The sequence below is a fragment of the Kitasatospora sp. NPDC088264 genome, from assembly GCF_040685715.1.
In the GTDB taxonomy this organism is placed as follows: domain Bacteria; phylum Actinomycetota; class Actinomycetes; order Streptomycetales; family Streptomycetaceae; genus Kitasatospora.
Genome location: NZ_JBFBIR010000120.1, coordinates 1 through 7,393, shown reverse-complemented (window position 1 = coordinate 7,393; position 7,393 = coordinate 1). Strand labels below are relative to the sequence as shown.

Below are 7,393 nucleotides of genomic sequence, written 5' to 3'. Positions count from 1 at the left end.
GCCCGTTTCATGCTGTTGTGGTCCGGGTCGAAGGGGGCGCCGGGGGTGGTGCCGCCGGCGCCCCAGGCCCCCGTCCCGCCGATCGCGATGCCGCCTCCCGGGCCCGGGCCGCTCAGTCCCTGACCCCGGACAGCGCGAGCGGCAGGTGCCGGGGCCCGCGCAGGACGGGGCTGCGCCGGTACTCGGGCGGGTCCTGGAGCAGCCGGGGGCCGTCCAGGCGGTGGATGAGCGCGGTGAGCGCGAGCTGCGCCTCGACTCTGGCGAGCGGTGCGCCGAAGCAGCTGTGCACGCCGCTGCCGAATCCGAGGTGCTGGTTGTCCGGGCGGGTCGGGTCGAAGCGGTCGGGCTCCTGGAACCGCAGAGGGTCCCGGTTGGCGGCGGCGAGCACCAGGATCAGCGGCGCGCCCTTGGGGACGGTGACCCCGGCGACCTCGATGTCGGTGAGCGCGGTGCGCTGCGGCAACAACTGGACCGGGGGTTCGTAGCGCAGCAGCTCCTCCACCGCGCGCGGCATCAACTCCGGCTTTTCGCGCAGCAGTTCCAGGCTTTCCGGCTGGCGCAGCAGGGTGAGCACGCCGTTGGTGATCAGGTTGACGGTCGTCTCGTGCCCGGCGATGAGCAGCAGGACCGCGGTGGCCATCAGCTCCGTCTGGGTGAAGCCGCCCGACGGGCCGGGGTCGTTGACGAAGGCGGAGAGCATGTCGTCGGACGGCTTGCCCCGGCGGCTCTCGGCGAGTTCGCCGAGGTACAGCCCCATCTCCATCCGGGCCTGCGTGGCCGCGCGCTGGCGCTCGGCCGGATCGCTGTCGGGAGTGGGGTCGAAGCCCGCGATCAGCGTCTCGGACCAGGCGTGGAACCGCGGCTCGTCCTCGCGCGGCACGCCGAGCAGCCGGCAGATGACGGTGACCGGCAGCGGGTAGGCGAAGTCCTCGACCAGGTCGATCCGGTCGCGGCCCCGGAGCCCGTCGACCAGTTCCCCGGTGATCCGCGCGATCTCGTCGTGCATGGCGTCGACCCGGTCGGGCGCGTGGGGCGGGCCGAAGGGCCGCATGGCGATGTTGCGCAGCCGTTCGTGCTCGGGGTCGTCCCGGCCGATGAAGGCGACCGGGACGCTGCCCTGCATCTCGTCCGGGACGGTGCGGTTGCGGCGGTCCGAGCTGATCCTCGGGTCGTGCAGCAGCGCGGCGACCTCGTGGTAGGTGCCGACCAGGTAGCTGCCGTCGTCCTGGCGGGCCACGCCGTGGTCGCGGAGCTCGGCGTACAGGGGGTAGGGGTCGGCGCGGTTGGCGTAGTCGGTGATCCGGCGGAACAGGGTGTCGGCGGCGGCCATGCGCGGTGGCTCCTCGGAGGTGGCGGCGGTAGTGGTCCTCGACGGGCGGCGGGGCCCGGTGGGCGTGCGCCCGTCGAGCGGTGGCGGGTGGGCTCAGCCGCCCCAGCGCCGCAGGGTCAGCCGCCGGTCGGGCAGGTGGCCGGTGAGGGCGACGGTCGGGCCGTGCGAGAGCACCTTCGGGTCGGGCACGTCGGAGGGGACCGGGATGCGGGAGGCGGGCGGCTCCACGCCGTCCCAGTCGGGCGGGAACGGCGCGGCGGCCTCGATCAGCCGCTGGTAGTGCTCCAGCCACTTGGCCCGGTTCACGCTGACGGCGGCCGTGATCCGGCCCCGGTACCCGTAGACCGCGACGAGCCGGCGCTCCTCGACCGAGCCCTGGGCGAGGACCACGTGGTCGGAGAAGGTGGGCACGCCGACGGACTTGATGTTGAGCCCGAACTGGCTGGACCAGAAGGAGGGGACGCTCAGGTGCGGCCGCCGTTGCGGCCCCGGGCTGACCATGTTGTGCGCCGCCACCTCGGCCTGCGCGACCGCGTTGCCCCAGTGTTCGAGGGAGAGCAGCTGGTACTCGAAGAGGGGGTGCGGGAAGCGGGCGACGTCGCCCGCGACGAAGACGTCGTCGGTGACGATCCCGTACATGTTGAAGGCGCGGCAGCCCGCGTCGCAGGCCACCCCGCGCGGACCGGCGGCGAGCCCCGACTCGGCCAGCCATTCGGTGTTGCGGACGGCGCCCAGGGCGACCACGGCGACGTCCGCCTCGATCCGGGTGCCGTCGGAGAGCTCGGCGCCGGTGAGCCGGCCCGCTCGGCCGGTCAGCGCGGAGACGGTCACCCCGCAGCGCAGGTCGACGCCGTGGGCGAGCTGGACCTTGGCCGCGAGGGCGCCGAAGGCCCCGCCGAGGGCCCCGACCAGCGGGGCGGGGCCGCGCTCGGCGACGGTCACCGCCAGGCCGCGCTCCCGGCAGGCGGAGGCGATCTCGGAGCCGGTGAACCCGGCGCCGATCACCAGCACCCGCTTCGGGCCGGCGTCCAGCCGCTCGGCCAGGCCGGCCGCGTCCTCGGCGGTGCGCAGGGTGAACACCCCGTCGAGTGCGGCCTGCTCGGCCTTCGGCCAGGGCCTGGCCCGGGTGCCGGTGGCGATCAGCAGCCGGTCGTAGGGCAGCTGCTCGCCGTTCGCGAGCAGGACCTGCCTGCCGGCCCCGTCCACACCGGTGGCGCGGACGCCGAGCTTCCACTGCGCGTCAACCTTGCGGCGCCGGGGCAGCGCGGTCTCCTCGGCGCGCACCCGCCCGAGCAGCACCTGTTTGGACAGGGGCGGCCGGTCGTACGGGGGAAGGTGTTCCTCGCCGACCACGGTCAGCTGCCCGGCGAAGCCCTCGTCCCGTAGCGTCTCGGCGGCGCGCAGGCCGGCCAGCGAGGCGCCGACGATGACGATCCGGCCGTTCTTGAGGTCATCGGACATCGGACCGGCCCTCCTCCTCGACCACGATGGCCTGCACCGGGCAGGCCGCGACGGCCCGCCGGACGCGGTCACGCTGGTCCTCGGCGGCCTGCGGGGTGTAGAGCAGGGCCTCCTCCCCGTGCAGCTCGAACACTCGGGGAGCGAGGAACGCGCATTGCGCGTAGCCCTGGCAGCGGTTGAGGTCGACGACGATCTTCACGGTCTCTCCTCCCGGGCACGTCTGTGTCCGTCCTACCGCCGCCGGAGCGGCCGCGCGCCCGGTACTGCTCCGTGGGAGCGGTCGCGGAGAGTGGCCGCCGGGGAACGCCGGGGGCCAGGAGAGCAGTTCGCCCGGCCGGACACGGCCTAGTTCGGCGACTCCAGCCCGAGGGCCCAGCGGTGGGTGGTGTAGCCGCCCATCCGGGTCGGGTGGCGCTCCACGAGCGTCACGGTCAGGCCGTCGGCCGTGCGGCGCAGCGTGCCGGTGAACCGGCGCAGGTCGTCGCCGGACAGTGGGAGCAACTCGGCGAGCACGGTGGCGTCGAGGTCGCGCCCGACGGCGCGCAGCACCCCCGCGTCCAGCACCAGGACGGTGCCGTCGGCCAGCACCACCGGCGCGGGGGCCTGCGGGTCGGCGAGCAGCGGGCCGTTCTCGATCCCCCCGCCGGGCAGCAGCCGCACCACCCGGCTCCCGGTCGGCCGGCGGCGGTCGGTCTCGACGACGCGCAGGCCGCCGCCGACCACGTAGTGGCCGTAGCTGCGCCAGGAGTCGACCAGGGTGGCGTCCCGGTCGTAGGCCCAGGTGTCGAAGGCGCCGTAGCCCTCCAGGCCGAGCACGAAGCGGCCGCCGCCCAGGGCCGTGCCGCGCTCGCCGCGCAGTTCGGCGACGAGGGCGCCGTCGTCGAGGTCCAGCAGCAGGGCCGGGCCGAGGTGGCCCCAGGCGGTGTACTCGAAGGAGTCGGTGGTGACCAGCGCCCGGCCGCCGGAGAGGTGGGCTGCGTTCGGGCGCCCCGCGCAGGGGCGGCGCCAGCGGACCAGGCCCTCGGTGTCGACACAGCTGATCTCGCCGTCCCGGCCGTACAGCGCCAGGCCGCCGTGGCGGGCCAGCGGCCCCTGCGGGCGCCCCTGTGGCCGCCCGCCGCTGCGGCGGTGGTGGTCCTGGACGGTGACACGCCAACTCCCCATGATCCGGATGCTAACGGACCCCAGCGGGCCGTGGAGGGCGTTTGCGGAGGGTGCCCGGACGGCCGGGACGGCGGACAATCTCCCCAGGCGCAGAGGAGGAGGCGGCGGTGGAGTTCGAGGTGTTGATCGAGACCCCGCAGGGGTCGCGGAACAAGTACGTGATGGACTTCGCGGCGGGCCGGATCCGCCTCGACCGCACCCTGTTCACCGCCACCCGCTACCCCGCGGACTACGGCTACGTCGAGGGCACCCTCGGCGGCGACGCGGAGCCGCTGGACGCGCTGGTGCTCGGGGGCGAACCGGCCGTGCCGGGGTGCGTGATCACCTGCCGGGCGGTCGGCATGTGGGTGATGCGGGACGAACGCGGGCCGGACCAGAAGGTGCTGTGCGTCCCCGCCCACGACCCGCGCTACGGCGACCTGCGCGACATCGGCGACCTGCGCGAGTTCGACCTGCTGGAGATCACCCACTTCTTCCAGGTCTACAAGGACCTGGAGCGCGGCAAGTCGGTCGAGGGCTCGCACTGGGCGGACCGGGAGGCCGCGTACGCGCAGATCGCCGAGTCCCGGGCGCGCGCGGCGGGGACGCGCTTCGCCCGGCCGGTGTAGCCGTCCCCGCCGCGCGCCCGGGGCTCAAGAACCGGGCGCGGCACCGGGGCTCAGAACCGGGCGTGGCGCAGGATCTCGCGGACCTGGTCGGCGATGGCGGCCTCGTTCTGCTCGAACTCCGGGGCGGTGAGGCGGTCCTGCTGGGCGGGCAGGCCGGTGAGCACGGGGGTGTGCAGGTGGCCGCCGGGGAGGTCGGGGGCGAGGTCGAGGCGCAGGCGGTTGGAGCGGTAGGCGACCTCGTTGGAGAGGTACCCGCCGCCGCCACCGGCGACGGCGCGGGAGCCGGGGGTGGGGCCGTCCGCGCGGTCGACGGGGTCGACGCCGCCCTCGGGGATCTCGGTGACGGTGGTGTTGAGGCGGACGGGGTAGGGCTGTTGGACGGCCGTCATGGCGTCGGTGGGCAGGGTGGTGCGGATGAACTCCGGGCCGTCGTCCAGGCCCGGGGCGGTGACCGGGTGCTGCCGGGTGCCGCCGGAGAGGGTGCCGGTGTTGTCGGTGGCGGGATCGGCGGAGCGGGCCCGCCCGGCCCAGGCCTCCAGGGTGAACAGGCCCGGGTAGCCCTGGCTGATGCTGGTGATCAGGTCGGCGGCCTGCGGGCCGGGGGTGAGGTGCGGGCCGAAGGCGCGCTCGACGACGCCGTCGTCGAAGTCGCCGTAGCGGACCGGCAGCAGGACGGCCCGGACTTCGGCGGGGCTGCCGTCGGCGAGGGTGATCCGCCGTCCGTGCAGTTGCAGCACGGCCGCGCCGGAGGGGTTGGCGCGGCGCGGCTCGGTGTCGAGGCCGTACGGGTCGAAGCCGCTGACGAAGATCCGCCGGACGCCGGGGGCGGCGGTGAAGCCGTCGTCGAGGCCCCGGGAGGCGTCCTCGAAGCGGGCCCGGAGGTCGGCCGGGTCGACGTCGAACCCGGGCTGCCAGCGGGCCAGTTGGACGGTCATCGCGAGCCTGGTCCAGTACAGCGGGCGGTCGTCGCGGGCGGGGAGTTCGCCGCTGGGCCGCCGGCCCTGGGCCCGGTCCACCCCGGCCTGCCAGAGCGCCCGGCCCCAGGCGCCCGCCACCCGTTCCGCCTGCCGGGTGTTCCGGGCGGCGCACAGGGCGGCGGGGAAGCCCCGGAGCAGGTCGCGCAGGCCGGAGCGCTCGGTGAAGGCGGTCGTCCGCTGGTCCTGGAGCCGGGCCTGTTCGGTGTCCACCGCGGCGGTGCCGACGACCTGGCAGGCGGCCGGGCCGGCCTGGGCGGCGGCCGGGGCGAGCAGGGCGGCGAGGGTGCCGGTGAGGGCGGCGGCCAGGGTGGCGGCGCGACGAAGGCGTGTCATGTCACCTGACAATAGGTCGGGAGCCGACACCCCGCCAGGGCACCCCGCCCGAGCGCCCCGGCCGGCAAGGCCGCGCCGCGGGCCTGTGGCCTGCTGGAACGTCCCGTCCAGTACTGACGGGAAGTCGGGAACCGGCGCGAGCTCTACAGCGTTGTCGTGGTCGAACAGCGGAAACAGCGGTAATTCGAACGGTTGCGGAGGAGTCCCATGAGTGTGGCCCTGACGAAGGGCGGCAACGTCTCCCTGGGCAAGCAGGCCCCCGGGCTGCGGGTCGTACGGGTCGGCCTCGGCTGGACGGCCGGCGCCGGGTACGACCTGGACGCCAGCGCCCTGCTCTGTGACGCCTCCGGGAAGGTCGTCTCGGACCAGCACTTCGTCTTCTTCAACAACCTGCAGAGCCCGGACGGTTCGGTCCGCCACCAGGGCGGCGCCGGTGGCGGCGACGACCAGGAGCGGATCGACGTCCGGCTCGCGGACGTCCCGGCCGGGGTGGAGAAGATCGTCTTCGCGGTCGCGGTCTACGACGCGGTGCAGCGGCGCCAGAGCTTCGGCCAGGTCCGCGGCGCGTACATCCGGCTCACCGACCCGGAGGGCGGCGCCGAGACGGCCCGTTACGACGTGGCGGCCGAGGCGGGCAGCGAGACGGCGATGGTGTTCGGCGAGCTGTACCGGCACGGTGCGGACTGGAAGTTCCGGGCCGTCGGGCAGGGGTACGCGTCGGGGCTCGCGGGCATCGCCGCCGACTTCGGGGTGGACGTCCTGCAACCGGCGCCCGCCGCCCCCGCGCCCGCCGCGCCCCCGCCGGCTCCGGTCGTGCCCGCCGCGCCGGCCATGGCGCCCGCCGCGCCGGCCATGGCGCCCGCCGCGCCGGCCATGGCGCCCGCCGTGCCTGCCGTGCCCGCCGTGCCTGCCGTGCCCGCCGTGGCGCCCGCTGTCCCGATGACCCAGCCAGGACCAGGGAGTTCCCCCGTGACGTGTTTCTTCGACCCCTCGCACGGCCTCGGCTCGACGGCGGTGCTGTGGTCGCCGCAGTGGGGCGTGCCGCGCCAGATCGAGACCTGCGCCGCCTGCGCCCAGCGGGTGCAGACCACCGTGCCGCCGTTCTACACCCCGCAGCAGGGCTACCCGCAGCCGGTCCAGCAGGGCTATCCGCAGCCGGTCCAGGGCCAGCCCGCTCAGGGCCAGCCGGGCCAGGGCGGGCGCCGCTTCGGCACCGGCGCGCTGATCGGCGCGGGCGCGGCCGGCCTGGTCGGCGGCGCGCTGCTCAACGAGGCGTTCAGCGACGACACGCCCGAGGTGGTTGTGAACAACTACTACGAGGGCGACGACGACAGCTTCTTCTAGGCCGCTCCCCGGGTCGCCCCCGGACCGCCCGCCCTCCCGCCGGCCGCGCAGTTCGACGCCGCCCGGCAGGTCGGCTACGTCGAGGCGCACGGGGCAACAGCCCGGGCAGGGTGCCTGCCGGGGCGTACTCGTATCTCCGCTGTGCCACGTGCCCAATCGTCCCTCAGCCCCCGACG

Annotated in this window: 7 protein-coding genes; 2 read left to right on the top strand and 5 right to left on the bottom strand. The window is 75.2% G+C overall.

Going from position 1 to position 7,393, the window contains the following annotated elements; translation table 11 throughout:
- Positions 1-112 precede the first annotated feature (112 nt).
- The 4 genes from AB0O82_RS38285 to AB0O82_RS38270 form a co-directional block, all read right to left on the bottom strand.
- Positions 113-1,330, bottom strand: a complete 1,218-nt coding sequence (locus tag AB0O82_RS38285) for a cytochrome P450 (protein ID WP_363589622.1) — start codon at positions 1,328-1,330, stop codon at positions 113-115.
- 93 nt (positions 1,331-1,423) lie between these two features.
- Complete coding sequence (locus AB0O82_RS38280; RefSeq protein WP_363589620.1) at positions 1,424-2,791, bottom strand: FAD-dependent oxidoreductase; 1,368 nt, start codon at positions 2,789-2,791, stop codon at positions 1,424-1,426.
- Entirely contained in the window at positions 2,781-2,990 is a 210-nt protein-coding gene (locus AB0O82_RS38275) for a ferredoxin (RefSeq protein ID WP_363589618.1), read from the bottom strand. Before AB0O82_RS38275 ends, AB0O82_RS38280 begins: the two co-directional genes overlap by 11 nt.
- 146 nt (positions 2,991-3,136) lie before the next feature.
- Positions 3,137-3,955, bottom strand: a complete 819-nt coding sequence (locus tag AB0O82_RS38270) for a hypothetical protein (protein WP_363589616.1) — start codon at positions 3,953-3,955, stop codon at positions 3,137-3,139.
- 107 nt (positions 3,956-4,062) lie between these two features.
- On the opposite strand from AB0O82_RS38270, the gene AB0O82_RS38265 reads away from it, so the two are divergent.
- The gene (locus AB0O82_RS38265; protein ID WP_363589614.1) at positions 4,063-4,563 is read left to right on the top strand and encodes an inorganic diphosphatase; all 501 of its coding nucleotides are present in this window, start codon (positions 4,063-4,065) and stop codon (positions 4,561-4,563) included.
- Between the two features lie 50 nt (positions 4,564-4,613).
- Here the strand turns inward: AB0O82_RS38265 and AB0O82_RS38260 are convergent, their stop codons facing one another.
- Positions 4,614-5,873: a pyroglutamyl peptidase gene (locus tag AB0O82_RS38260; RefSeq protein WP_363589612.1), complete on the bottom strand. Its 1,260-nt coding sequence runs from the start codon at positions 5,871-5,873 to the stop codon at positions 4,614-4,616.
- A 207-nt stretch (positions 5,874-6,080) separates the two neighbouring features.
- Between AB0O82_RS38260 and AB0O82_RS38255 the strand changes: the two genes are divergently transcribed.
- Positions 6,081-7,217 (top strand): TerD family protein, encoded by a 1,137-nt coding sequence (locus tag AB0O82_RS38255; protein ID WP_363589610.1) that lies wholly within the window; start codon positions 6,081-6,083, stop codon positions 7,215-7,217.
- Positions 7,218-7,393 lie beyond the last annotated feature (176 nt).